This window comes from Rhizobium sp. CB2179 (assembly GCF_057653455.1).
This window is the reverse complement of sequence record NZ_CM172781.1, coordinates 4675007-4700756: the sequence shown is the minus strand read 5'-3', so window position 1 is coordinate 4700756 and position 25750 is coordinate 4675007. Positions and strand designations below refer to the sequence as shown.

The 25750-nt window shown below is 61.0% G+C and carries 19 protein-coding genes and 1 pseudogene; 14 read left to right on the top strand and 6 right to left on the bottom strand.

Annotated elements, in window-relative coordinates; all coding sequences use genetic code 11:
* Nucleotides 1–163: 163 nt before the first annotated feature.
* A complete protein-coding gene (polA, locus tag AC244Q_RS22965) occupies nucleotides 164–3163 on the bottom strand; it encodes a DNA polymerase I (protein WP_113546637.1) in 3000 nt (999 codons plus the stop codon).
* A gap of 544 nt (nucleotides 3164–3707) precedes the next feature.
* Between polA and AC244Q_RS22960 the strand changes: the two genes are divergently transcribed.
* Nucleotides 3708–4124: a MarR family winged helix-turn-helix transcriptional regulator gene (locus AC244Q_RS22960; protein ID WP_003544385.1), complete on the top strand. Its 417-nt coding sequence runs from the start codon at nucleotides 3708–3710 to the stop codon at nucleotides 4122–4124.
* A gap of 118 nt (nucleotides 4125–4242) precedes the next feature.
* On the opposite strand, the gene AC244Q_RS22955 is transcribed toward AC244Q_RS22960, so the two are convergent.
* Nucleotides 4243–6582, bottom strand: coding sequence for a bifunctional diguanylate cyclase/phosphodiesterase (locus AC244Q_RS22955; RefSeq protein WP_012759679.1), 2340 nt, complete (start codon nucleotides 6580–6582; stop codon nucleotides 4243–4245).
* 204 nt (nucleotides 6583–6786) lie between these two features.
* On the opposite strand from AC244Q_RS22955, the pseudogene AC244Q_RS22950 reads away from it, so the two are divergent.
* The 7 genes and pseudogenes from AC244Q_RS22950 to AC244Q_RS22920 all read left to right on the top strand — a co-directional run bounded on the left by AC244Q_RS22950 (nucleotide 6787) and on the right by AC244Q_RS22920 (nucleotide 16530).
* Nucleotides 6787–8167 (top strand): annotated as a pseudogene (locus AC244Q_RS22950) (M20/M25/M40 family metallo-hydrolase).
* Between the two features lie 388 nt (nucleotides 8168–8555).
* Complete coding sequence (locus tag AC244Q_RS22945) at nucleotides 8556–9188, top strand: SH3 domain-containing protein (RefSeq protein ID WP_113546602.1); 633 nt, start codon at nucleotides 8556–8558, stop codon at nucleotides 9186–9188.
* 541 nt (nucleotides 9189–9729) lie between these two features.
* The gene (locus tag AC244Q_RS22940; RefSeq protein WP_113546603.1) at nucleotides 9730–9951 is read left to right on the top strand and encodes a hypothetical protein; all 222 of its coding nucleotides are present in this window, start codon (nucleotides 9730–9732) and stop codon (nucleotides 9949–9951) included.
* Between the two features lie 211 nt (nucleotides 9952–10162).
* Nucleotides 10163–12502, top strand: coding sequence for a transglycosylase domain-containing protein (locus tag AC244Q_RS22935; RefSeq protein WP_113546638.1), 2340 nt, complete (start codon nucleotides 10163–10165; stop codon nucleotides 12500–12502).
* A 384-nt stretch (nucleotides 12503–12886) separates the two neighbouring features.
* Complete coding sequence (dnaK, locus tag AC244Q_RS22930) at nucleotides 12887–14803, top strand: molecular chaperone DnaK (RefSeq protein WP_012759674.1); 1917 nt, start codon at nucleotides 12887–12889, stop codon at nucleotides 14801–14803.
* Nucleotides 14804–14889: 86 nt separating this feature from the next.
* Complete coding sequence (gene dnaJ / locus AC244Q_RS22925; protein ID WP_012759673.1) at nucleotides 14890–16017, top strand: molecular chaperone DnaJ; 1128 nt, start codon at nucleotides 14890–14892, stop codon at nucleotides 16015–16017.
* 312 nt (nucleotides 16018–16329) lie between these two features.
* Nucleotides 16330–16530: a hypothetical protein gene (locus tag AC244Q_RS22920; RefSeq protein WP_012759672.1), complete on the top strand. Its 201-nt coding sequence runs from the start codon at nucleotides 16330–16332 to the stop codon at nucleotides 16528–16530.
* Between the two features lie 160 nt (nucleotides 16531–16690).
* Here the strand turns inward: AC244Q_RS22920 and AC244Q_RS22915 are convergent, their stop codons facing one another.
* Nucleotides 16691–17056 carry a helix-turn-helix domain-containing protein gene (locus tag AC244Q_RS22915; protein ID WP_003544369.1) on the bottom strand — a complete coding sequence of 122 codons (366 nt, stop codon included), beginning with the start codon at nucleotides 17054–17056 and terminating at the stop codon, nucleotides 16691–16693.
* Between the two features lie 469 nt (nucleotides 17057–17525).
* Between AC244Q_RS22915 and recF the strand changes: the two genes are divergently transcribed.
* Genes recF through AC244Q_RS22900 form a run of 3 tightly spaced genes read left to right on the top strand, consistent with a single transcriptional unit; the run spans nucleotide 17526 to nucleotide 20016 of the window.
* Nucleotides 17526–18650, top strand: coding sequence for a DNA replication/repair protein RecF (gene recF / locus AC244Q_RS22910; RefSeq protein WP_113546639.1), 1125 nt, complete (start codon nucleotides 17526–17528; stop codon nucleotides 18648–18650).
* Nucleotides 18647–19471 carry a molybdopterin-synthase adenylyltransferase MoeB gene (locus AC244Q_RS22905; protein WP_012759670.1) on the top strand — a complete coding sequence of 275 codons (825 nt, stop codon included), beginning with the start codon at nucleotides 18647–18649 and terminating at the stop codon, nucleotides 19469–19471. Before recF ends, AC244Q_RS22905 begins: the two co-directional genes overlap by 4 nt.
* Nucleotides 19468–20016, top strand: a complete 549-nt coding sequence (locus tag AC244Q_RS22900) for a GNAT family N-acetyltransferase (protein ID WP_245460405.1) — start codon at nucleotides 19468–19470, stop codon at nucleotides 20014–20016. The genes AC244Q_RS22905 and AC244Q_RS22900 overlap by 4 nt, the downstream gene beginning before the upstream one ends.
* Here AC244Q_RS22900 and AC244Q_RS22895 read toward each other — a convergent pair.
* Complete coding sequence (locus tag AC244Q_RS22895; RefSeq protein WP_012759668.1) at nucleotides 19970–20971, bottom strand: 2-hydroxyacid dehydrogenase; 1002 nt, start codon at nucleotides 20969–20971, stop codon at nucleotides 19970–19972. The two genes, AC244Q_RS22900 and AC244Q_RS22895, sit on opposite strands and share 47 nt — an antisense overlap.
* A gap of 184 nt (nucleotides 20972–21155) precedes the next feature.
* On the opposite strand from AC244Q_RS22895, the gene AC244Q_RS22890 reads away from it, so the two are divergent.
* On the top strand, nucleotides 21156–21695 hold the full coding sequence (locus AC244Q_RS22890; protein WP_113546604.1) for an SH3 domain-containing protein: 540 nt from the start codon (nucleotides 21156–21158) through the stop codon (nucleotides 21693–21695).
* On the opposite strand, the gene AC244Q_RS22885 is transcribed toward AC244Q_RS22890, so the two are convergent.
* Nucleotides 21688–22680 carry an adenosine kinase gene (locus tag AC244Q_RS22885; protein ID WP_017995667.1) on the bottom strand — a complete coding sequence of 331 codons (993 nt, stop codon included), beginning with the start codon at nucleotides 22678–22680 and terminating at the stop codon, nucleotides 21688–21690. The genes AC244Q_RS22890 and AC244Q_RS22885 overlap by 8 nt on opposite strands.
* A 519-nt stretch (nucleotides 22681–23199) precedes the next feature.
* Between AC244Q_RS22885 and AC244Q_RS22880 the strand changes: the two genes are divergently transcribed.
* Nucleotides 23200–24147: an AEC family transporter gene (locus AC244Q_RS22880; RefSeq protein ID WP_012759665.1), complete on the top strand. Its 948-nt coding sequence runs from the start codon at nucleotides 23200–23202 to the stop codon at nucleotides 24145–24147.
* A 120-nt stretch (nucleotides 24148–24267) separates the two neighbouring features.
* Here AC244Q_RS22880 and AC244Q_RS22875 read toward each other — a convergent pair whose 3' ends face one another.
* A complete protein-coding gene (locus AC244Q_RS22875) occupies nucleotides 24268–24831 on the bottom strand; it encodes a c-type cytochrome (protein ID WP_012759664.1) in 564 nt (187 codons plus the stop codon).
* A gap of 154 nt (nucleotides 24832–24985) precedes the next feature.
* On the opposite strand from AC244Q_RS22875, the gene AC244Q_RS22870 reads away from it, so the two are divergent.
* On the top strand, nucleotides 24986–25741 hold the full coding sequence (locus tag AC244Q_RS22870; protein WP_113546605.1) for a 3-deoxy-manno-octulosonate cytidylyltransferase: 756 nt from the start codon (nucleotides 24986–24988) through the stop codon (nucleotides 25739–25741).
* Nucleotides 25742–25750: the final 9 nt, after the last annotated feature.

Sequence of the window (25750 nt, the reverse complement as noted above, 5' to 3'; positions counted from 1 at the left end):
TACGCCCCCTTGGGATAAATCGCTGCAGTTTCAATGAGTTCTGGCAGTGAGAAAAATCTTTGCCAATTTTGGGGAGGTGCTCTGATCGCTCCTCGCGCTTTAGGCTTTATTTCCGCGCAAGTCGTTGTCGCAAAGACCGCCGCACAGTTTTGCGCGACATGCTTTAGTGCGCCTCGTCCCAATTGGTGGCGGCGCGGGCATCGACCCTCAGCGGCACGCGCATTTCCAGCGCCGGCATGGTGGCGTTTTCCATGACCGAGACGATGACCGGCATCGCCTTTTCGACATCCTCGTCCTCGACCTCGAAGATGAGTTCGTCATGCACCTGCAGCAGCATGCGGACGCGATCGGCAAGGCCGACTTCAACAAGCGCCGGCTCTATCTTGATCATTGCCCGGCGGATGACGTCGGCAGCCGAGCCCTGGATCGGCGCGTTGATCGCCGCACGCTCGTTAAAGGCACGCACGGATGGATTGGAAGAGCGGATTTCGGGATAGTTGATGCGGCGACCGAAGATCGTTTCGACATAACCCTTGTCGCGCGCCATGGCCTTTCGGCTTTCCATATAATCGCGGATGCCGGGGAAACGCTCGAAATACTTCTTGATGTAGTCGCCGGCTTCCGAACGCTCGATCGAAAGCTGATTGGCAAGCCCGAAGGCCGAGATGCCGTAGATGATGCCGAAATTGATCGCCTTGGCGCGGCGGCGCACCTCGCCCGGCATGCCTTCCACCGGCACGCCGAACATTTCCGACGCCGTCATGGCATGGATGTCGACGCCATCTTCGAAGGCCTTGGTCAGCTGCGGGATTTCGGCCACATGGGCAAGCACGCGCAGTTCGATCTGGCTGTAGTCGGCGGAGATCAGCTTGTGGCGGGGCGTCGAGATGAAGGCGGTGCGGATCTTGCGGCCTTCTGCGGTGCGCACCGGAATATTCTGCAAGTTCGGCTCGGACGATGACAGGCGTCCCGTGGTCGTCGATGCCAGCGAGTAGGAGGTGTGGACCCGCTTTGTCTCGGGGTGAACGTAACCCGGAAGCGCGTCGGTATAGGTGGATTTCAGCTTGGTGACCTGGCGCCAGTCGACGATCTTGCGCGGCAATTCGAAACCGGCGGCGGCCAGATCCTCGAGCACCTGGGCGGAGGTGGACCATTGGCCGGTCTTCGTCTTGCTGCCGCCGGAAAGGCCCATCTTGCCGAACAGGATATCGCCCAGCTGCTTCGGCGAACCGATATTGAAACGCTCGCCGGCCAGCACGTAGATCTCGTCCTCCAGCCTTGCTGCACTCTGGGCCAGCTCGCCGGAGAGGCGCGACAGGATCTGCCGGTCGACGGTGATGCCGCGCGCTTCCATGCGCGCCAGCACCGGCAATAGCGGCCGCTCCAGCCGTTCATAGACGCTGGTCAATCCCGCCGCCGCCAGCCGGGGCTTCAGCACCAGCCAGAGGCGCAACGTCACCTCGGCATCTTCGGCGGCATAGTGGGTGGCGCGGTCGATATCGACCAGATCGAAGGTGACGTTCGCCTTGCCGCTGCCGGCCACGTCCTTGTAGGGAATCGGGGTATGGCCGAGGAATTTTTCCGAGAGCGGGTCCATGCCATGCGCGCCGGTGCCGGCATCGAGCACGTAGGAGATCAGCATCGTGTCGTCGAAACTCCTGGTCTCGATGCCGTAGCGCTTCAACAGCAGGTAGTCGTATTTCAGGTTCTGGGCGACCTTGAGAACCGCTTCGTCCTCCAGCAATGCCTTCAGTCGTGGCAGAGCATCGCGCATCGGGATCTGGTTTTCGGCAAGGCCGCCGCCGAGCAGATCGCCGACGCCGTTCTTGTGGACGAGCGGCACATAGGCGGCACGGATCTTCGTGCCGGTGGGATCGGCGGTATTGTCGGCGATCGCCAGCGAAAAGCCGACAAGTTCGGCCTGCATCGCATCCAGCGACGTGGTCTCGGTATCGAAAGCAACGAGGCCGGTGACGCGTGCATCGGCAATCCATCGGTCGAGTGTCGCCAGGTCGCGGATCGTGACATAGGCCGAATGATCGAAGGGCAGCGTCGCAAAGACCTCGGCCCGCGCCTTGGCAAGATCGGCGGGCGAAAAGGCGCCTTCGACCGCGGTCTTCGCCTTTGCACGCGGCGGCACCGGCACGGATTCGCCGGAAACGTCGGGGATGCCGCCGGCAACAGGCTCGGGCGCGGCCGCATCGAGATCCGGGCCGCGGGCCGTCTCACCCCATTCGACACGGACGATCGCCGGTTCGATGGCGCCGGCATCGCAATTGCAGGCTTCGGCGACGCGGCGCGTCAGCGTGGTGAATTCCATCGTCTTGAGGAAGCCGATCAGCTTCGGACCGTTCTGCGGTTCCAGCACCAGCGCGTCGAGATCGAGATCGAGCGGCACGTCTATGCGCAACCGCACGAGGTCGCGCGAGAGCCTGGCCATGTCGATATTGGCGAGGATCGTCTCACGGCGCTTGACCTGCTTGATCTCGGTGGCGCGTTCGAGCAGCGTATCGAGATCGCCGTATTCCTCGAGCAGCTGGGCGGCGGTTTTCGGACCGATGCCGGGAATGCCGGGAACATTGTCGACTGAATCGCCGGTCATCGCCTGCAGGTCGATCATCTTTTCCGGCGGCACGCCCCATTTCTCGATGACATCGGGAATGCCGATCTGCTTGTCCTTCATGCTGTCATACATATGGACATTGGGGCTGACGAGCTGCATCAGATCCTTGTCGGAGGAGACAATGGTGACATCGGCGCCGGTCGCTTCGGCCTGGCGGGCATAGGTGGCGATGATGTCGTCGGCCTCGAAGCCTTCGGTCTCGATGCAGGGCAGATTGAAGGCGCGGGTCGCCTCTCTTATAAGGCCGAATTGCGGGATGAGCTCTTCAGGCGGGGCGGAGCGGTTCGCCTTGTAAGCGTCGTAGAGATCCTTGCGAAACGTCTTGGCGGAATAATCGAAGATGACGGCAAGATGTGTCGGCGTGACGCCGACATCGGTATTGCGCGCATCCCTCAGCAGTTTCCACAGCATGTTGCAGAAACCGGACACGGCGCCGATCGGCAGGCCGTCGGTCTTGCGGGTCAGCGGCGGCAATGCATGAAACGCCCGGAAGATGAATCCGGAACCATCGACTAGGAAGAGGTGATCGCCTTTTTTCATGCGTGCATGGATAGCGCGGGCATGGGACGAGGTCCATATGGAGTTCGGCATAAAGTTCGGCGCGCGAAAAGGTTTATGGCGCTCGGAGCGTCACACAGCGCCGCGCGTCTTTTCGGACGTGCAAAGGACGCTGAGCACTTGGCTTTGCTGCATAATTTTATCCTTCCATCGATTCCGATCTCAGGAATTGTGCGGCAGGAATTCCGGCTCACCAAACTGTTACCGATTTGTAACGATCGCCCTCCCTTGAAAAACCACATTCTGAGCCACAAATCCATGTCACCGGCGCTTGATCGCGTCGCGGGTCTGATTACCGGCTTGTCCCCCGCCGCGTCAGGCTTGGACAAAGGCCTTATCCCCCTCTCCGGGCCTTTGTCCCCACTTTAAAGTCGCCATGGCCAACCTCCAGGCCATGGCGACTTTTGTTTTTCCAGGCACTCGCAATTATCATCACGGCTTGCATGTTTAGGAGCATCGTATGCGATTTGTTGCATTGTCTCCGGCATGGTTTTGAGCCTAATTTGCAATCATGGGATTTAACCGCATGGATTCGGGAGCCTACCTTGCCAGCCAGCTGGCGAAGGGTTTTGCCCGCTCGCTGCACCAGCGCGCGGTCGGGCTCGGTTTTTCTCCGGGCCAGTTCCCCATTCTGCTGGAACTCTGGGCCGAGGACGGGCTGACCCAGAAACAGCTTCTCGAGCGAGTCGATATCGAGCAGGCGACCATGGCCAATACGCTTTCGCGCATGGTCCGCGACGGGCTGATCGAGCGCCGGCCGCATCCATCCGACAAGCGGGCGCAACTGCTCTTCCTGACGCCGAGGGCGCGCGCCATGGAGGCCGAGGCGATTGAGACCGCGCGTGAGGCCGATCTTGCGCTGTTTAAAGGTTTCCGGGTTTTCGAACGCGAGCTGACGCTTGAATATATCCGCCGGCTTCTGGAAAACGCCAAGGCGCTCTGACCACTGCATAATTCCTTAAATCGGAATCGACAGCGTCCTTTGCGCGTCTGAAAAGACGCGCGGCGCTGTAAGATCACTCGCCAGCACCCTGTGCGCGTCGCAGCGACGGCACGCCGGTTTAGATCTGCGCGGTCAGCACGTTTTCGTGGGCGGCAAGCTTGATGCTCGGCTCGATATCCGGCTTGCCGAGTAAAAGGCCCTGTACTTGCGTGCAGCCTTCCTCGACGACGATCCGGCGCTGCATCTCGGTTTCCACGCCCTCCGTCACGACAGGCATGCCGAGGCTATGACCAAGGCCGATGATGGCGCGCACGATCGAGCGCGCCGCCGCATCATGTTCCAGCACGCCGGTGAAACTGCGGTCGACCTTGATCTTGTCGAAAGGGAATGAACGCAGGTTGGAAAGCGAGGAAAAACCGGTGCCGAAATCATCCATGACGATGTGCACACCGAGCTTGTGCAGCCGCAGCAGCGTCGTCATTACCCGGTCGCGATCGCGAATGAGGGCCGCCTCGGTGATCTCGAGCTCCAGCCGGCTGGGCGCAAGCCCGGTTTCGGCGAGAATCGCCTCGATCCGCTCGCAGAGGTTCGGCAGCATGAATTGCACCGGCGAGAGATTGACGGCGATCATCAACGGCAGCGGCCAGCGCACAGCCTCCCTGCAGGCCTGCTGCAACACCCATTCGCCGAGTTGGACGATCGAGCCGCTTTCCTCGGCGATCGGGATGAAGATATCGGGCTCGGTCAAGCCGTGACCTGGCCGGTTCCAGCGCATCAGGGCCTCGTAGCCACCGATCTCGCCGCTCAGCGCATCGAGGATCGGCTGATAGCTGACATGGATCTGGTTGCGGACGATCGCATGGCGCAGTTCGCTTTCGATCTGGCGGCGGTTCCGTGCCGCCTTATCCATTTCCGCGTCGAAGAAACAGACCTTGCCGCGACCGTCATGCTTGACGCGGTAGAGTGCAGTATCGGCATTGTTGCAGAGTTCTTCAGCAGCCATGCCATCCGCGGGATAGAGTGCGATGCCGACACTGACGCCGACGGCGGTCGGGTCACGTGCCGTGTCCATCTCGGCGGCGAATTCGCCGAGGATATCAGCCGCAAGCTTTTGCGCCGCCGCCGGCTGCTGCCCGGCGAGCTGAATGATGGCGAATTCATCGCCGCCGAGGCGGGCGATCGTATCGCTCTCATCCGCCACGCGGCGCAGGATCGAGGCGACCTTACGGAGAATGCGGTCGCCTTCAGCATGACCGAAGATATCGTTGACGGCCTTGAAGCGATCGAGGTCGAGATAGAAGAGGGCAACCTCGCTGTTCTTTCGTTCGGCCATCTGCAGTGCCTGCCGGATGCGGGTATCGAACAGCGACCTGTTCGGCAAATCGGTGAGCACGTCGTGGTGGGCGAGATGCTCGATCATCTCCTCGGCCTGCCTGCGCTCGGTGAGATCACGCACCGCCAGCACCTCACAATTATGCCCGCGATAGACGATCCTGCTCGTGGTCACTTCGACGGCGATCTCCCTGCCGTTCCTGGTGTTGAGCAGCGTCTCGCTGGATCTGTTCTGCCCAGTCCCCTGAACAGCGGTCAAAACAGCCGAGGGCGCCTTACCGGCAAGACCGGCAAGCTTCCAGCCGGAAAGCCCCTGGAAGCGTTCATTGGCATCGATGATCCGGCCTTCCCGCAGAATCAGCAGCCCTTCCTGCGAGGCATTCGCGAGCCCCCTCAGATCCGTCAGGTGGCTTTCGACAAAGACCACGGCGAGCGCAATCAGAATGAGCATCGTTGCCGCCACCACGACGATCGCAGCAAGCAGGCTGGCGTCGAGCACCGTTGCCGGAACCTCTTTCCCGAGATCCGGCACGAGCGTGATGCTAGCCATCGAGATGAAATGGAGCGCGCAGATCGCAAGGACGAAAGTGATTGACGAGGCGAGGAGCCGCCGCAGTCCCTTCAATTGGAAAAAGGTGTGGAAGGCGGCGCTCGACAACAGCGCTCCTGCGAGAACCGCACTCAGCGTCATGAAGGGATCATAAAGGATGACCGCCTGCGTTTCGATCGCCTGCATGCCGGTCAGGTGCATGGAGGCGATGCCGAGCGCCATCAGGACCCCGCCGCGGATACGAGAAAACCTGCCGCGGCTTTCCGAAGCGACGAGGATCGCCGCCCACGAACCGACAACCGACAGGAGGAAAGAAAGCGTCGTCAGGCCCAGTTGGTAGCCGATCGGCATGCCGCCGTCATAGGCCAGCATCGCGATGAAGTGCGTTGCCCATACACCGGTGCCAAAAGCGAAAGCCGAGGCGCCGATCCAGAGCTTGCGCCGCCCGGCGTCGCATTCCTGGGCACGGGAAAGCAGCAGCATAGCCGCCATAGCGCCGACCAAACAGACGGCGGCGGCCGCAAGCACCAGCCGCCAATCGTGGTTGTCCCGAATACATGTAATGACCGAAAACATCCGAACCTCGTACAGCTGAATTCGGTCAGGCTATTTAGCTTGTGCTAAATAACGGTAAATTGAATTAGAATTCTCTTTCATATTATCCAGCAAATCTTCTTGATTTTAGTCCGGCCTTTCGCGCCGCCGATTTTTTGTTTTTCCGCCTCGCCTGCCTTTCTGGTTTAGTCTATCGTCCGGCCGAATTTCAAAAAGGAGTCGAAAATGACCGATGTACGTCAGGTGCTTGCGCGCGCGGACCAGAACCTTCCATCGAGCCTCGACAAGCTGTTCGAGCTTCTGCGCATCCAGTCGATTTCCACCGATCCCGCCTACAAAGCCGAATGCCGTAAGGCTGCGGAATGGCTCGTCGCCTATCTCGGGACGCTCGGTTTGGGTACGCGATACGCCAGGCCATCCGATGGTGGTCGCCCATCATGCCGGCGCTTCCGCCGATGCGCCGCATGTTCTCTTCTACGGCCACTACGACGTTCAGCCGGTTGATCCGATCGAGCTCTGGGAAAACGACCCCTTCGAGCCATCGATCAAGGATGTCGGCGAGGGCCGCAAGATCCTGACCGGCCGCGGCACCTCCGACGACAAGGGCCAGTTGATGACCTTCGTCGAGGCTTGCCGGGCCTATAAGGAGATCAACGGCGCGCTTCCCTGCCGCGTCACCATCCTCTTCGAGGGCGAGGAGGAATCCGGCTCGCCGTCGCTGAAGCCCTTCCTCGAAGCCAATGCCGCCGAGCTCAAGGCCGATTATGCGCTGGTCTGCGATACCGGCATGTGGGACCGCGACACACCGGCCATCGCCGCAGCGCTGCGCGGCCTCGTCGGCGAGGAAGTGGTCGTGACGGCCGCCGACCGCGACCTGCATTCCGGTCTCTTCGGCGGCGCGGCCGCCAATCCGATCCATATTCTCGTCGAGGCTCTTGCCGGTCTGCATGACGAGACAGGCCGCATCACGCTTGACGGTTTCTATGACGGCGTCGAGGAAACGCCTGAAAACATCAAGGCGTCATGGGAGACGCTCGGTAAGACCGCGGAGAGCTTCCTCGGTGAAGTCGGCCTTTCCATTCCATCCGGCGAGAAGGGCCGTTCGGTGCTGGAACTCACCTGGGCCCGGCCGACCGCCGAAATCAACGGCATCTGGGGCGGATATACCGGCGAAGGCTTCAAGACGGTGATCGCCGCCAAGGCTTCGGCCAAGGTTTCGTTCCGACTTGTCGGCACGCAGGATCCGGCCGCCATCCGCGAAGCTTTCCGCAGCTATATCAGCTCGAAGATTCCCGCCGATTGCTCGGTGGAGTTCCATCCGCATGGCGGCTCGCCGGCAATTCATCTCTCCTATGATTCCCCTGTTCTGACAAAGGCGAAGAACGCGCTTTCCGACGAGTGGCCGAAACCCGCCATCGTCATCGGCATGGGTGGATCGATCCCGATCGTCGGAGATTTCCAGAAGATGCTCGGTATGGAATCGCTGCTCGTCGGCTTCGGCCTCAGCGACGATCGCATTCACTCGCCGAACGAGAAATACGAGCTCGTCTCCTACCACAAGGGCATCCGCTCCTGGGTGCGGATTCTTCAGTCGCTCGCCACCTGAAGGAATAGGCGCGGCTTCCATCAAGAAGCGCCAAGCAAAGTCGCAAGAAACAAAAAGGCCGGTTCGACCCGGCCTTTCGTCATCCGTTTACCTCAGTGCCAGTTCATCCGTGGTCAAAGAGCAAGCGGGTATTGCAATGAGATTGCCGCCGAAAGGTTAACGAACCGTTAACAAAGCCGGAAGCGGCACGCACGGCTCCAAGGCGCTGACAGACATTTCGCCGTTCAAGCTGCGTTCATCGCGAGCGACATATAAGTCATTGAAAGATAAGGTGAATGATAGCCCCTTGCACCTGCGGGCGATCGCTCTGTCTTTTGTTTCAATGGCATATGCCAAGGAAACGCGGCCAAGCGCTGCCTGAAAAACGTGCCAACAAGGACTGGGAAGCGTGAAAAATCTCTTTGTTAAAATCGCAGCCGCCGGCATGCTTATGCTGGCTCCCGCCATAGCGCAGGCTGCCGAGGGCTACTCGACTGCGAACGTCAACATGCGTGCCGGTCCGAGCACCCGTTATCCTGCCGTCGCGGTCATCCCGGCCGGTTCTTCCGTCGAGATCCGCGGATGCCTTTCCGACGTCAACTGGTGCGACGTCGAATTCTACGGCGGCCGCGGCTGGGTTTCCGGCCAGTACGTCCAGGCCCTCTACCAGCAGCGCCGCGTCTATGTCGGCCCGCAATATTACCGTCCGCTCGGCATTCCGATGATTCGCTTCAGCGTCGACAATTATTGGGACCGCTACTACCGCAACCGCGATTTCTATCGCGACCGTGACCGCTGGAGCCGCGGCCCGGACTATTATTATCGCGACCGCGACAATCGGGATCGCGATAGAGATAACCGGGATCGCGACCGGAACTGGCGCGAGCGGGATGGCGACCGAGATGGGCGCAACCGCGATCGTGACTGGCGCGACGACAATCAAAGGGACGATCGGCAAAGGGACGACCGGAGAGGCGATGATCGCAGGCCGGACCGCAGGGACTTTGATTGCCGCCCCGGCGATCCCTCCTGCGGCGAATGAAACAGAAAGGGGACGGCAGCGCCGTCCTCTTCCGAGGTTTGCCAAGGGCAAACACCCAAGAAAAAGCCCGGCGCTCCCTTGGGAGGGATGCACCGGGCCTGATGTCGATCGGCACGCGTTGAGGGGAGACGGCCGATCATTCGCGGGACGTGAGGGGTTGTCCCGCTTCTTCATAAACAATCGCGAAGCCTATTGGTTCCGCCTCTAGGATAATTCCTTGAAACGGAACCGATTTGAGGAAAAAATTATGCAGCAATTCAATTTGTTACAGCCTTCATGCGCCTCTTGAAAAGACGCGCGACGCTGTAAAATGCGTCGTATCGCGCGTGATTCACGTGACGCACTTCAGGTCTTTGTTTTCATCAGACGTGCCGCTTGGCCAGCGAGCGCAAGACAGGAGCCGTGGGGGAAATATCGATCCTCGGATGCGGTCACCGACAATTTCATGTGAAGCTATCGCGAGGCTCTTGTTTTGCGGAATTCTTTATTGCAGTTTTGTGAAGTTGCGGATTGATTTTAATCCGTTCGAGGCTGGACCCTGATGACGCAAGACTACCTGGCTTTCTTCGGGCTTTTCGCCCCTCGGGCAGCCGCCATAGATGTTACCGTTTGGCATAAACACAACCCACTCCTTCCTATACGCCTTTCCGATGGGGCGAACCTCAACCCTTCCGGCCAGATCTGGCGCCGCTTTCATCAGGGCGAGTGGGAATACAAGCAGGACCCGGAAACGCTCGACGAATACGAGGCCCGGCAGTTCTGAAGGCCAATGCTATCGCCCGGCGCGATCTGCTTTGCTTTCCATTATTAACACCCCGTTAAATCGCCGCATTTACAGTTCAGTCGGATGATCACGGCGGCACTCAAAGTGCTCCAGCGTCCTTTGCGCATCTGAAAAAATGCGCGGCGCTGCAGAAGAGCGCCGTTATGCGAAGTTGGCTTCGCGATCGAACATGGGGTGTGACCGGTCCGCGATGGCAGGCAGAGGCAGATCAGGCGACAGAATAGAACCGTCCTTCAGCGGCCGCCCGGCGCGCGACGATGACGAATTCTCGCTCGATGCCGATGATCGCATCGCCGGAGGCCGATCCCAGCGCCGCGGCGGCTCCAAACCTCCGCCGCAACGCGCCGCCCCCCGGCGGCGGCGCGAGCCGCGGGAGCGTGAAGGCGGGGGGCTTTTCGGCTTCCTGCGCCGCGTGATCTACTGGTGCGTCGTGCTTTTCATCTGGGCCGGCATCGGCGTTGCCGGGCTTGTGGTCTATTATGGCTCGCGTATGCCGAGCGCCAGTACATGGGCGATCCCGGAGCGGCCGCCGAACGTCAAGATTACCGCTGTCGACGGCAGCGTTATCGCCAATCGCGGCGCCACCGGCGGCGAGGCGCTGTCGCTCGAAAACATGTCGCCCTATATTCCGGAAGCCGTCATCGCCATCGAGGATCGGCGTTTCTATTCGCATTTCGGCGTCGACCCGCTCGGCCTCGGCCGGGCGATCGTGACCAATCTCACGGCTGGCCACATGGTCCAGGGTGGCTCGACGCTGACGCAGCAGCTTGCCAAGAACCTCTTCCTCTCCCCCGAGAGAACGCTGGAACGCAAGGTGCAGGAAGTGCTGCTCTCGCTCTGGCTGGAGCAGAAATACACCAAGGACCAGATCCTTGCCATGTATCTCAACCGGGTGTTCTTCGGATCGAACGCCTATGGCGTCGAGGCCGCCTCGCGCCGCTACTTCAACAAATCGGCGCGTGACGTAAACCTCGGCGAGGCCGCGGTGCTGGCCGGTCTGCTCAAGGCGCCGTCGCGGCTTTCACCGGCCCGCGATGCCGATGCGGCGAATGCCCGCGCCCAGCTCGTGCTCGCGGCGATGCGCGAGCAGGGTTTCATCACCGATTCCGAGGTCAAGACGGCGATGTCGCAGACCCCGGCTTCGGCCAAGAGCTACTGGTCGGGCGCCGGGCACTATGTCGCCGACATGGTGATGGACGAGCTGCCGGGTCTGATCGGCGACGTCAAGGAAGACGTCATCGTCGATACGACCATCGACAAGTCGCTGGAAAAGAAGGCCGAGCAATCGCTGGTCGACGTACTAGACAAGGAGGGCGGCAAGCTCGACGCCTCGCAGGCGGCCCTCGTCTCGATCGACGGCACCGGCGCGATCCGAGCGCTCGTCGGCGGCAGGGATTATGCGACGAGCCAGTTCAACCGCGCCGTCAAGGCCAAACGCCAGCCGGGTTCCTCGTTCAAGCCCTTCGTCTATGCCGCAGCACTCGAGAAGGGGCTGACGCCGTATTCGGTGTTCAACGACGCGCCGATCCGGATCGGCGACTGGACGCCCGAAAATTACGAAAAAAAATACAATGGCGAAGTGACGCTGGCGACCGCGCTTGCCAAATCGCTGAACACGGTGGCTGCGCAGCTGGTGATGTATGACGGGCCGGATCAGGTGATCAAGCTTGCCCACCGGCTCGGCATCGAAAGCGAGCTGCAGCCGAATGCCTCGATCGCGCTCGGCACGTCCGAAGTGTCGCTGATGGAACTCACCGCCTCCTATGCCGCCTTCATGAACGGCGGCTACAAGGCGACGCCGCACGTCATCCGCCGGGTGACGACGGCCGAGGGCAAGGTTCTCTACGAAAATACCTATGACAGCCCGCCGCGCGTGCTCTCCGAGCAGATCGTCGCCCAGATGGATACGATGATGATGGGCGTCATCGAGAGCGGCACCGGGAAAAGCGCCAAGATCCCCGGTTGGCAGGCGGCGGGAAAGACCGGCACGACGCAGAATTCGCGCGACGCGCTCTTCGTCGGTTTCACCAGCAACCTGACCACGGGCGTCTGGTTCGGCAATGACGACGGCAAGCCGATGAAGAAGGTGACCGGCGGCGGCTTGCCCGCCAAGGCCTGGAAGGAATTCATGATCGCCGCCCACAAGGGTCTTTCGCCGGCACCTCTCTTCGGCAACGGCCAGTTGATCGCCGATCCGAACAATGGTCAGCCAATGGCTGAGGCACCGGGCAATGGGCAGTTGGGCAGCGGGCAACCGATGACGGCCGAAGCGCCGCCTTCGACGATCGGCGGCATTATTTCCGGCGTCTTCGGCGGCGACGACAATGCAAACCGCTATCCGCAAGCGCCTGCCCGGCAGCAAGGGGCAAGCTTCGGCAATGGCGGCCCGGTTCCGCCCGCAGACATTGCCGAAGGCGGGGGTCCGAACTATGAGGGCATGGTTCCACCCGGCGATGTCGGGGGCGCGCAGACAACCTCTTCCGTCCAGCCGCGGCGCACGACGCTGCTCGATCTGATCATGGGCCAGTGAGATCTTTGCTGCATGTCCGGCACACGCCCGATGCTTTAAAGCGCGCCGCAATCTTTCAGATTCGCGCCTCGCGCTTAAGGTCTTTGTTTTACGCATGTCGTTGTCGCAAAACCGCCACACAGTTTTGCGCGACATGCCGTAAAAAACGACCGCTTTCCGGACATGGGGCGACCTCTTTCCCGGCTACTGTAAAAATTGAACGCAACACATTCGTTTTGCTGGATTCCGGGGCATTTCTCGCCTTGCAGTCCAGAAAACCGCTCCTTATATACGCCGCATCACCGCAATCACGATTGCGTAATCTCAAGTAGACCCATCCCGTAAGGGGCTGTCAGGGAAATGCCTTCTCGGGGTTCCGACAGCTTGCTTCAAGGAGAGAATGACATGGCAAAAGTAATTGGTATCGACCTTGGAACGACGAATTCCTGCGTCGCAGTCATGGACGGCAAGGACGCGAAGGTTATCGAGAATGCGGAAGGTGCACGCACGACCCCTTCCATGGTGGCATTTTCCGAAGATGGCGAACGCCTCGTCGGCCAGCCGGCCAAGCGCCAGGCAGTCACCAACCCGACGAACACGCTCTTTGCAGTCAAGCGCCTGATCGGCCGCCGATACGAAGATCCGACCGTCGAGAAGGACAAGCACCTCGTTCCCTTCACCATCGTCAAGGGCGACAATGGCGACGCCTGGGTCGAAGCCAATGGCAAGGGCTACTCGCCCGCACAGATTTCCGCGATGATCCTTCAGAAGATGAAGGAAACCGCCGAATCCTATCTCGGCGAAAAGGTCGAGAAGGCCGTCATCACCGTTCCCGCCTACTTCAACGACGCGCAGCGCCAGGCCACCAAGGATGCCGGCCGCATCGCTGGTCTTGAAGTCCTGCGCATCATCAACGAGCCGACCGCCGCAGCGCTGGCCTACGGCCTCGACAAGAAAGAAGGCAAGACGATTGCCGTCTACGACCTTGGCGGCGGCACCTTCGATATTTCGATCCTCGAGATCGGTGACGGCGTCTTCGAAGTGAAGTCCACCAACGGCGATACTTTCCTCGGCGGTGAAGACTTCGACATGCGTCTCGTCGAATATCTCGTCGGTGAGTTCAAGAGGGACAACGGCATCGACCTGAAGAACGACAAGCTTGCCCTGCAGCGCCTCAAGGAAGCTGCGGAAAAGGCAAAGATCGAGCTTTCGTCCTCGCAGCAGACCGAAATCAACCTGCCGTTCATCACCGCCGACGCCTCCGGCCCGAAGCATCTGACGCTGAAGCTGACCCGCGCCAAGCTCGAGAGCCTGGTCGACGATCTCGTCCAGCGCACGATCGCGCCGTGCAAGGCAGCGCTCAAGGATGCCGGTGTCACCGCTGCCGAAATCGACGAAGTGGTTCTCGTCGGCGGCATGAGCCGCATGCCGAAGGTGCAAGAAGTCGTCAAGCAGCTGTTCGGCAAAGAGCCGCACAAGGGCGTCAACCCGGATGAAGTCGTGGCGCTTGGCGCCGCCATCCAGGCCGGCGTTCTGCAGGGCGACGTCAAGGACGTCCTGCTCCTCGACGTGACGCCGCTGTCGCTCGGCATCGAGACGCTCGGCGGTGTCTTCACCCGCCTGATCGAACGCAACACGACGATCCCGACGAAGAAGAGCCAGACGTTTTCGACCGCCGAAGACAACCAGCAGGCTGTGACCATCCGCGTTTCGCAGGGCGAGCGTGAAATGGCTGCCGACAACAAGCTGCTCGGCCAGTTCGACCTCGTCGGCCTGCCGCCGTCGCCGCGCGGCATGCCGCAGATCGAAGTCACCTTCGACATCGACGCCAATGGCATCGTGCAGGTTTCAGCCAAGGACAAGGGCACCGGCAAGGAACAGCAGATCCGCATCCAGGCTTCCGGCGGTCTTTCCGACTCCGACATCGAGAAGATGGTGAAGGATGCCGAAGCCCATGCCAGCGAAGACAAGAAGCGCCGCGAGGCGGTCGAAGCCCGGAACCAGGCTGAAAGCCTGATCCATTCCTCGGAAAAGTCGCTGAAGGATTATGGCGACAAGGTTTCCGAGGCCGACCGCACCGCGATCTCGGATGCGATCGCCGCGCTGAAGACGGCGTCGGAAGCATCGGAGCCCGATGCCGACGACATCAAGGCCAAGACCCAGACGCTGATGGAAGTGTCGATGAAGCTCGGCCAGGCGATCTATGAAGCACAACAGGCCGAAGGCGGCGCTGCTGGCGATGCCTCCGCGGAAGGCGGCGACAATGTCGTCGATGCCGACTACGAGGAAATCAAGGACGACGACCGCAAGAAGTCCGCGTAATCCGCGACGGCGTGGTTATGCTTCAACACCTGATCCGGCTGCTCACCATGGCAGCCGGAAAATCCATTTCCGGGGTTTAATCCTTAATGGCAAAAGCGGACTTTTACGAAACTCTGGGTGTAGCCAAGACGGCGGACGAGAAAGAGCTGAAAAGCGCCTTTCGCAAATTGGCGATGAAATTCCATCCGGACAAGAACCCGGATGACAAGGACGCCGAGCGGAAGTTCAAGGAAATCAACGAAGCCTACGAGATGCTCAAGGACCCGCAGAAGCGGGCGGCCTATGATCGCTATGGCCATGCGGCCTTCGAGCATGGCGGAATGGGCGGCGGTGGCGGCGGATTTGCCGGCGGCGGTTTCTCCGACATTTTCGAGGATATCTTCGGCGAGATGATGGGTGGTGGGCGCGCGCGCCAGCGCTCGTCGGGCGGCCGCGAGCGTGGCGCCGATCTTCGCTACAACATGGAAATAACGCTGGAAGAATCTTTCTCCGGCAAGACGGCGCAGATCCGCGTTCCGACATCGATCACCTGCGACGTCTGTTCCGGTTCAGGCGCCAAGCCCGGCACGCAGCCGAAGAACTGCGGCACCTGCCAGGGAACGGGACGCGTGCGCGCGGCACAGGGCTTCTTCTCGATCGAGCGGACCTGCCCGACCTGCCACGGCCGCGGCCAGATCATTCCCGATCCCTGCCCAAAGTGCCACGGCCAGGGCCGGGTGACGGAAGAGCGTTCGCTCTCGGTCAATATTCCCGCCGGCATCGAGGACGGCACCCGCATCCGCTTGCAGGGCGAAGGCGAGGCCGGCGCCCGGGGCGGACCGGCGGGCGATCTCTATATCTTCCTGTCCGTCAAACCGCATGAATTCTATCAGCGCGACGGAGCCGATCTCTATTGCGCCGTTCCGATCTCGATGACGACGGCGGCGCTCGGCGGCACCTTCGACGTGGCGACGCTCGACGGCACCAAGTCGCGCGTGACGGTGCCCGAGGGCACGCAGGTCGGCAAACAGTTTCGACTCAAGAGCAAGGGCATGCCGGTGCTGCGTTCGGTGCAGACGGGCGACCTCTACATACAGATCCAGATCGAGACGCCGCAAAAGCTCACCAAGCGCCAACGCGAACTGCTTCAGGAATTCGAGCAGCTTTCCTCCAAGGAGAATAATCCCGAATCGACGGGCTTCTTTGCCCGCATGAAAGAATTCTTCGAAGGCTGAGCCGCGACCGACATGCCCATTAAGAAAAGCCGGGACGGAAACGTTTCCGGCTTTTTTGTTTTAAGAATCCTGATTTGCGACATTCGCCGTCCATGCCGGCGAATCTGTCCCGGATCGATACGGCGGCGGGCGGGACGACGACTTGCGTTAACGCAGCCAGATGATGCCGCTTGCAAGTTTTCCAAATGAATTCAGTCTCTGCCGTCAGTGCATGACCCCGAGAATCGGAATCGATTTCTGGGTCATGCACCAAATCAAAGTGATAGAGCGTCCTTAGCGCTAGCGGGAACAAACAAACCAAGGGTATCGACCATGGCGCCAGCCTATTCATCTCAGTCCGAAGACGTCGACGTTCTCGCCGGCGCCATCTACACATGGTGCGCCGAGCGCAACATCAAGCTTCGCAGCCAGCAAGGCCTTTCCATCGCCAGCATCGCGATCGACCTCTATCATGCCGGCCACCAGACGCAGGACGATCTGCTGATGGCGCTGCACGAATGCGAGATTCACTGAAGCGCGCGGCATCGAACCTCAATCAGGCGGTCTGCTACCGGTCTTTGTCCTGATGCACGTCATCCCTCCAAGACCACATGCACACCTGCACGTGTCCGGAAATCATCCAGATCTTGAATAGGTCGTGCTTTTCCGTGGGAATCCTGATTGCCCAGTGGAATCAGGCGGCGGTTTCGGCCGCTTCGCCCGTCATGAGGGTGACGATCGTCTTGACCGCTTCCTTGCCTGCCGGTGAGTTCAGCTTGTCGTAGCTCAGCGCGAGCGCATAGGCGTCGGGGCTGAGTTCGACGCGGCTGCCGAATGGCGACATGCCGGCACCCTCGAAGAGAGCAGAGATCTCGACGTCGAGAAAAACCGCGATCTGATGCAGCTTGCTGGCGGAAACGCGGTTCGCCCCCTTTTCGTATTTCTGGATCTGCTGGAAAGTCAGTCCGAGTGCTTCGCCAAGCTCGAGCTGGGAAACACGGCGAAGGGCGCGAAACTGTCTGACGTTGCGACCGACGATAATATCAACCGGATCTGGCACTTCATCACTCTCTTATACATAAACGGTTCGTTTACCATATCGTCTGCGCCAGATAACTCAACCCTGCAGTTGCAAAATTCAACCGACTTTTTTTGGGCATTACGTAACGTCAATAGCCTTAAGGGATGGCGGCAAACCTTGAATATCCGGCGCTGGAAGACATTGCCAATGACTGTCGACGGGATCGGTTTGGCGATGTCAAACCATCTCCGGTGGTTGTATTTTTAACCGAATTTCGAAAGTGCCATGGCTGTCGTTCCATCGGGGGGATGTCGGACACAAGGGCTTTGGTCACGGGATCATCTGGAATATATGTCCTGTGTGGCGCCAGCCGCTGCGTCCCTACATACCATCAAAGACTTAATTTCCCGCAGCGCCGATGGTGCGCGATCCACGGCCAAAGAGCTGCCAGCCTTGCCATCAGCGCCGCTTCGGCTTAGCTGTCACGCTTTACGATTCCGGACATTCGATGCCGCACAAGGTTTCTCTTTCCCGTCTGAAGCTGACAGACTTCCGCAACTATGCGGCGGCGGCCCTTACCCTTGATGGTCGGCATGCCGTACTGACGGGAGACAACGGCGCCGGCAAGACCAATCTCATGGAGGCAGTTTCTCTGCTTTCGCCTGGCCGCGGTCTGCGCCGCGCGGCCTATGGCGACATTACCCGTGTCGGCGCCGCCGGCGGTTTTTCGATCTTCGCCGCACTCGACGGCATGGAAGGCGACGTCGAGATCGGCACCGGCATCGAAACGAGCGAGGAGACCACCGCCCGCAGGCTGCGCATCAATGGCACGACGGCAAAGACTGCCGACGAACTCACCGACCATCTGCGCCTTCTCTGGCTGACACCGGCAATGGACGGCCTCTTTACCGGCGCCTCTTCCGACCGACGCCGCTTTCTCGACCGGCTGGTGCTGTCGCTCGATCCCGCCCATGGCCGCCGCGCCAGCGATTTCGAGCGCGCCATGCGCAGCCGCAACAAATTGCTGGACGAAGGGCGCTTTGATCCCTCCTGGCTTGCTGGCATCGAGGAGCAGATGGCAAGCCTCGGCATCGCCATGGCGCTCGCCCGGCAGGAGATGCTCGGCCTGCTGACCCGGCTGATCGAGGAAACCCGCGAAACGTCGCCCTTCCCTTCGGCATCGCTGCAGCTCTCGGGCTTCATGGACGGTCAGTTCTCGCGCCCCTCGGTCGACCTCGAAGATGACTACGCGGCGATGCTGGCGGAGAGCCGCTACCGCGATGCCGGCGCAGGGCGCACGCTCGAGGGGCCGCATCGGGCCGATCTCATCGTGCATCACCGCGAAAAGGCGATGGAGGCGGAGCGTTGCTCCACCGGCGAGCAGAAAGCGCTGCTAGTCGGCCTGGTGCTTGCGCATGCGCGGCTCGTCGGCAACCTCACCGGCCATGCGCCGATTCTGCTGCTCGACGAGATCGCGGCGCATCTCGATGAGGGCCGCCGCGCCGCGCTATTCGACCTTATCGACGGGCTCGGCGGCCAGTCCTTCATGACCGGAACGGATCGCGCGATGTTTGCGGCACTCGGCGACAGGGCGCAGTTTTTCACGGTTTCCGACGGAAGAGTGTTCGAATGACGGAGGCAGCTTTTCCCGGCGTCGGGCGTCATGATAACATCGGCGCCATGGAACCGCTCAGCCCGGAAGAAATCGCGCGCTATCACCGCCATATCCTGCTGCCCGAGATCGGCGGCGCCGGCCAGCAGAAACTGAAAGCCGCCCGGGTGCTGGTGATCGGCGCCGGCGGTCTCGGTGCGCCGGTCCTGCAATATCTGGCCGCAGCCGGCGTCGGCACGCTCGGTATCGTCGACGACGACCGGGTGTCGCTGTCGAACCTGCAGCGCCAGGTGATCCATGATTCCGGCACGATCGGCGAATTGAAGACGGAGAGTGCCGCCTTCGCCATCGCCAGGCTCAATCCGCATGTCCGGTTGATCCGCTTCGAGGAACGCTTCTCCCCGGAGGCGGGCCGCCGTCAGCTCTCCGGTTTCGATCTGCTGATCGACGGCTCCGACAATTTCGACACCCGTTATGCCGCCGCGGATGCCGCGGATGAAGGGCGCATCCCGCTCGTCACCGGCGCCGTCGGGCGCTTCGACGGTTCGCTGACTGTTCTCAAGCCCTATGAGACGGCTGAGGACGGAACGCCCAACCCCAGATATCGTGACCTGTTTCCGGAAGCGCCGCCGGCCGGGTTGATTCCCGCCTGCGCCGAGGCCGGGATCATCGGCGCGCTGACCGGCGTCATCGGCACGATGATGGCAATGGAGGCAATCAAGCTCGTCACCGGCACCGGTGAACCGCTGGTCGGACGGTTGCTGCTCTACGACGCGCTCTCGGCCCGGTTCGACACCATCCGCTACAAACGACGCCGTACGACACAGAGACAGGCCGGATGACGATTATTTCTCTTAATCAGACCTTCACGCGCTGGGACGAATTGCTGACACTCATCCTCGCCTCCTTCGCCTCGATGAACGGCAGGATCGACCCGCCATCTTCGGCGCTCAAGCTGACGACGGAATCACTGGCCGAAAAGGCCAGGACCGAGATCGGCCATGTCGCCATCGACGGCGAAAAACTGATCGGCTGCCTCTTCCTGCGGCCGGAGGCCGATTGTCTCTATGTCGGCAAGCTCGCCGTCCTGCCTGAGGTACAGGGCAAGGGCCTCGGCAAGCGGCTGCTGACGATTGCCGAGGAGACGGCTGCGGCGCTCGGCCTTCCCGCCTTGCGGCTGGAAACGCGCATCGAACTCACCGACAATCACGCCGTCTTTGCCGCCTGGGGATTTTCCAGAACCGCCGAAAAGGCGCATCCCGGTTTTGCCAGGACGACGTTCGTCGAAATGCGCAAGGTTCTTGCGCCTCCAATCTGCGTCGCCCGACTTACAGCATTCTTCAACGACCCGGCAGTACCCGATTCGGCGGCCTGTGACCGTCGATGAAGGTGCGGATATTGATGATGACCTTGTCGCCCATGTCGATGCGGCCTTCGATCGTCGCCGAACTCATATGCGGCAGCAGCACGACCTTGCCCTCATTGGCGAGCTTGATGAGCCTCGGGTTGACGGCGGGCTCGTTTTCGAAGACGTCGAGGCCGGCGCCGGCGATCCGGCCCTCCCTCAGGCACTTGATCAGTGCAGCTTCATCGACCACGTCGCCGCGCGCAGTGTTGACGAGATAGGCTGTCGGCTGCAGCAGCGCCAGACGGCGGGCCGAGATCAGGTGGAAGGTCGCCGGCGTCGACGGACAATTGATCGAAACGATGTCGACGCGGGCGAGCATCTGGTCGAGGCTTTCCCAATAGGTCGCCTCCAGTTCGTCCTCGACGGCCGGATTGACGCGCTTGCGGTTGTGATAGTGGATCGACAGGCCGAAAGCCTTGGCACGGCGGGCCACTGCCGTGCCGATGCGGCCCATGCCGACGATGCCGATGCGCTTGCCGTGAATGCGCCGGCCGAGCATCCAGGTGGGAGACCAGCCTGCCCACTCGCCCGGCTTGTCGGTCAGCACGCGCGCACCTTCGCCGAGCCTTCTCGGAACAGCGAGAATCAGCGCCATGGTCATATCGGCGGTGTCCTCTGTCAGGACGTTCGGCGTGTTGGTGACGGTGATGCCCTTGCGCGCCGCCGCCTCGACGTCGATGTGATCGGTGCCGTTGGAGAAGCTCGCAATCAGCTTCATCTGCGGTCCCGCCTCTTCGATCAGCGCCGCGTCGATGCGATCGGTGACGGTCGGCACCAGCACGTCGGCGGTCTTGACCGCGGCGATCAGCTCGGCAACGGAGCGCGGCGCGTCGTCGATGTTCAGCTCGGCGTCGAAGAGTTCGCGCATCCGGGTTTCGACGGCATCCGGCAGCTTGCGGGTGATGTAGACCTTCGGTTTTTTCTTCGCTGTCATGGCTGCCTGTGGTGCCTTGTTCAGAGGTCTTTAACCAAGAGGGGTGATAATTTTCCCATCCGGGCATTTTCTACCAGACCCGCACGCGAAGACAAACAAAACTCGTGGTGCAGCCGGGGAATGTCAGAGCCCGGACCGCGAACAGGCCGGGCCTGCCCGCGAATTCGAGCAAACGGAAACTTCCATGCGCAGCAAAGTCCTGACGTCCTGCCTCGCCCTTGCCATCGCTTTGGCTGCATCCATGGGAAGCGTCGAGTTCGCCCATGCGCAGGCGGCCAAGGGGCCAAGCGGACTGCCATTGCCGCGTTTCGTCACGCTGAAATCTAAGCGCGTCAACCTGCGCATCGGTCCGGGAACGGATTACGCCGTTTCGTGGATGTACCTGAAATCCGGCCTGCCGGTGGAGATCATCCAGGAATACGACAATTGGCGCCGTATCCGAGATGCCGACGGCACCGAAGGCTGGGTCAACCAGTCGCTGCTGTCAGGCCAGCGCGCGGCGATCGCCGCCCCGTGGATGAAGACCAAGGGCAAGGGCATCTATGTCAATCTGCGCCGCGAGGCGCAGCCCTCCGCCTCGATCGTCGCGAAGCTCGAACCCGGCGTGATGCTGACGATCGGCGAATGCAACGGCGACTGGTGCCGCGCCGAATCCGACGGCGCCTCTGGCTGGGTGGCGCAGTCGGAGATCTGGGGCGCCTATCCCGGCGAAGCCTTCAAATAAGCCCTGCCTGTTTGGCGGCCTCGGAAAGCGAGCTCATCGGACGCGGGCCGATCTGCTGGATGACGATGCCGGCAGCCAGGCAACCGAGCTTGCCGCAATCCTCAAGCGAACGGCCCTGCGTATAGCCATAGAGGAAGCCGGAGGCGAAGAGATCGCCGGCGCCTGTCGTATCGACCACTTCCCTGATCCTGATGGCGTCGACGTAATAACGCTCTTTGCCCTTGAGGATGACGGCACCGTCCTCGCTCATCGTGACGGCGGCGATCTTGCAATCGGCCGCGATCCTGTTCAGCGCCTCTTCGAAATCGTCGGTCTCGTAGAGTGACAGCGCCTCCTGGCGATTGGCGAAGACGATATCGACCTTGCCTGAGCGCATCAGATCGAGGAATTCGTCGCGATAGCGGCCGACGCAAAAGCTGTCCGACAGCGTCATCGACACTTCGCGGCCGTTTTCATGGGCGATGCGGGCACAATCGAGGATCGCTTCCTTGGCGCGTGGCGGATCCCAGAGATATCCTTCGAAATAGGTAACCTTGGCGTCGGCCACGACGTCGGTCTCGACATCCTCCGGACCGAGCTCGACGCAAGCGCCGAGATAGGTGTTCATCGAACGCTCGCCGTCCTCGGTGACGAAGATCATCGAACGCGCCGTCGGCGGGAAGGTGCCCTTCGGCCGGGTCTGGTAGTGGACGCCCTGGGCGCGGATGTCGTGCGCGAAGATGTCGCCGAGCTGGTCTTGGGCGACATTGCCGAAATAGGCAGCCTTGCCGCCGAGGCTGGCAACGCCCGCCGCCGTGTTGCCGGCGCTGCCGCCGGAAGCTTCGAGCGCCGGTCCCATGCGCGAATACAAGAGTTCGGCGCGTTCGGCATCGATGAGGTTCATCGCCGCCTTGGTGATCTGGTTGTCAATGAGGAACTGGTCGTCGCAACGGGCAATGATATCCACGATTGCGTTGCCGACTGTCAGAACATCGAATCTTGTCATGAAATGGGGGGTCCCGGAGTTTGTGATAGCCGGGGTTTGGTCTTAGCGAAATTTCCGCGGTTTGGAAGGATAAATGGTGGATGGCCTCTCTATTTCTTCGCAAAAGTGCCGCCTATTCGTCATGTCCCTGTCACTTTCGAAATCTAGAAATGCTCGCAAGAAGACCGGCATGAGCAGCTTTCAGTTGCAGCCGGGCGCACGAGGGATGATCCCTTCGATCTTACCGGCGCGTTGCTGACCACGGATGAACTGGCAGCTTCGTGATCCGGGTATCCGGCAAGGCCGGAGCGGAAAAGCGGGCTATGCCCGCTTTTTTTTGTTTTGCCGATGCGCCTGATTGGACGGCGGTTGCCTTTTCAATCCAAGCAGTTTGCTGCTACTGCATAATTCCTTAAATCGGAATCGATTTAAGGATAAAATTATGCAGCAATTCAAAGTGCTACAGCGTCCTTTGCGCGTCTGAAAAGACGCGCGGCGCTGTAGACGTCGAATACTCCCCCGCGCAGAGCAGCCTCCCCTATGTCAGCCATCATTCTTGACGTCCTTCCCATCTTCATCCTGATTCTTATCGGCTGGGTGATCGTCCGCAGCGGGTTGATGGCGTCGAATGTCGGCGAAGCGCTCAGCGAATTCGTCTTCAAGATCGCCGTGCCGCTTCTGCTTTTCCGCACCATCGCCGAGGCGGATTTTCATGGCGCCTCGCCTTTTCGCCTCTGGGTCGTCTATTTTTCCGGCGTCGCCATCACTTGGACAGCCGGCCATATCGCCGCCACACGGCTCTTCGGCCGCGACGAACGTATCGGCGTGCTGGCCGGCGTCTCCTCGGCCTTCGCCAATAATATCTTCATCGGCCTGCCGCTCGTCGAGCGGACCGTCGGCGACGAAGGGCTGGTGGCGCTGTCGATCCTGCTTGCCGTGCATCTGCCCGTGATGATGGTCGCCGGCACGGTGTTGATGGAGCATGCCGAGCGCAAGATCGCCGGCAAAAGCGATCGTAGCATGATGCTCGTGCTCCGCCAGATCGCGGTCAATCTCGTGCGCAACCCGCTGGTGATCGGCCTTGCGGCCGGCATGGCCATGCACCTTTCCGGTCTCACCATGCCGACGACGCTGGCAACGGTCGTCGGGCAGATCGCCGGCATTGCCGGCCCGGCGGCGCTGATATCGCTCGGCATGGCGCTGGAGAGATACGGTGTCTCCGGCAATCTCGGCATCGCCAGCGTCACCTCAAGCCTGAAGCTGCTGCTGCTGCCTGGCTGCGTGTGGGCGGCGAGCCGTCTCCTCGGTCTCAGCCCCGAATGGACGGCAGCGATCGTGCTGACCTCCTCCGTCCCGACAGGCGTCAACGCCTGGCTGATCGCCAATCGCTTCGGCGTCGGTCACAGCCTCGCCGCCTCGACGATCACCGTGACGACGGCGCTCGGCGCCATCACGGTCTCGCTCTGGGCCTATTTCCTCGGCGCCTGAAGCGCGTCGTAGTCTAAAAACGGCTGCACAGTTTTGCGCGACATGTTTTAATTGGTTCTCTGCACAGCAAAAAGCCCGGCTTGCGGGCCGGGCTTCGATGTCATCCGATTGTCTGCCGCGTCACTGGGTCGCGGCGTTCGGATCCGGCAGCGGCACCGGCGAATCGGCGAGCGTGTGCAGGTAGAGAATGACGTTGGCGCGGTCCTGATCCTTCGCCAAACCGGCAAAGCCCATGGCGGTGCCCGGGACGTCCTTCTTCGGTGCCAGCAGGAACTTGTTGAGATATTCGAAGGTCCACTTCTCGCTGCTGCCCTTGGAGAAATCCTTCATGGGAGCGGAATAGGCGAAGCCTGCATGCGAGGCGATCGGGCGATCTACGACACCAAAGAGGTTGGGACCGACCTTGTTCGGTCCCCCTTTGGTGCCGTCATGACAGGCCTGACACTTCTTGAAGACCGTTTCACCGGCCTTGGCATCTGCAGAAGCGAGCAATTGCGCGATCGGAACGGCAACGGCAGGCGCAGCCTCGCCGCCAGCGGCGGGCGCCTCTTCGGCAACGATCGCGAAACCTTCCTTTTCCGGTGCTTCGGAATGGAAGATCCCTTCGGACGCGATGGAGACCGACATCAGAACGAAAATCGTTCCGAGCAGCGCCCCGACGGCCGTATTGACGTATGAATTCATCTGCAATGCTCCCCTTGCAGCCGGCAGACCATAAACCGGACCATCTTGAAATCGCGCGGAACCTATGTCTTTTGGTTGATCGTTGCAACTGTCTAAATGGTCTTGTGCGTGAGACTTTTTGACACTTTTCAGCCCGGAATAGAAGGCCCGAACAATGAGTGATTCAAATTTAGACGGCGTGCTCGTATTGATCCCGGCGCGCATGGCCTCCACCCGGCTTCCGGGCAAGCCGTTGGCCGATATTTGCGGTCTGCCGATGATCGTTCAGGTGGCGCTGCGCGCCAGGGAGGCAGCCATCGGCCGTGTCGTCGTCGCCGTCGACGACGCCCGAGTGTTCGATGCGGTGGCCGCCGCCGGCTTCGAAGTCGTCATGACCAGCACGGATCACCAGTCGGGTTCTGATCGGATCTTTGAGGCGCTGACGAAAGTCGATCCGGAGGGCAAGGCGAAAATCATCGTCAACGTCCAGGGCGATCTGCCGACGATCGATCCGGAAACAGTGCGCGCGGCTTTGCGCCCGCTCGAGAACGAGGCGGTCGATATCGGAACGCTGACAACCGAAATCGACAACGACGAGGACAAGACCGCGCCGCACATCGTCAAGATTGTCGGCTCGCCGATTTCCGGCAACCGGCTGCACGCGCTCTACTTCACGCGCGCAACCGCGCCTTACGGCCAGGGGCCGCTCTACCATCATATCGGCCTTTATGCCTATCGGCGTGCGGCACTGGAACGGTTCGTCTCGCTCGGTCCCTCGACACTCGAAAAGCGCGAATCGCTGGAGCAGCTGCGGGCGCTGGAAGCCGGCATGCGCATCGACGCCGAGATCGTTGACACGGTTCCGCTCGGTGTCGATACTCCCGCCGACCTCGAAAAAGCGCGGCGCATCCTCTCCGCAAAGTCGAACTGACGGAACCAT